1 protein-coding gene is annotated in these 825 nt (G+C 64.2%); it reads left to right on the forward strand.

The annotated features are described in order from the left end of the window. Positions 1–116: 116 nt before the first annotated feature. On the forward strand, positions 117–825 hold a 709-nt coding region (locus tag NKH49_RS34755), incomplete at its 3' end, for a recombinase family protein (RefSeq protein ID WP_352930218.1).

Below are 825 nucleotides of genomic sequence, written 5' to 3' on the forward strand. Positions count from 1 at the left end.
TGGTGCGCCTGATCCTCGACCACGTCGACGGCGAGCGCGCCGTTCCACGGGAGGAGGCACGCCATGATGCATGAGAAGATCCGGCCCCACCATCTGGAGCGAAGGCGATCCTTTATGTGCGGCAGTCCTCGGCCCATCAGGTTCTGCACAATCGTGAGAGCAGCGCCCTGCAGTATGCGATGCGCGATCGCCTGGTCGCGCTCGGCTGGTCTTGCATCGAGACGGTCGATGACGATCTCGGCCGCTCTGCTGCTGGCGGTGTCGCGCGAGCGGGCTTCGATCGGATGGTCGCAGCAGTCTGTCTCGGCAAGGTTGGGGCGGTTGCGGCGCGGGAGGTATCGCGCTTCGCCCGCAACAGCCGCGACTGGCAGCAGCTCATCGAGATGTGCCGCGTCGTCGATACCGTGCTGATCGACCAGGAGACGGTCTACGCACCGCGCCAGGGCAATGACCGGCTGCTGCTGGGATTGAAGGGCAGTCTCAACGAGTATGAGCTCGATCTTCTGCGTCAGCGCTCCTTGTCGGCCCGCTATGAGAAGGCCCGGCGCGGTGAACTCGTCGTCGCTTCCCCGGTCGGCTTCGTGAAGGTCGGCGACCGGCTGGAGAAGGATCCCGACCGTCGCATGCAGGAGGCCATCACCCTTGTGTTTGACAAGGTGGCGGAACTCGGCAGTGCCCGCCAGGCCCTGCTCTGGTTCCTCGAACATGGGCTGGATTTGCCTGCCAAGCGCAACAATGGCGATGTGGTCTGGCGCAGGCCAAGCTATGCGACCATCCACCGAATGATCGAGAACCCGATCTACGGCGGCGCCTACGCCTATGGTA

The organism is Mesorhizobium sp. M1088 (assembly GCF_040318575.1).
Lineage (GTDB): Bacteria > Pseudomonadota > Alphaproteobacteria > Rhizobiales > Rhizobiaceae > Mesorhizobium.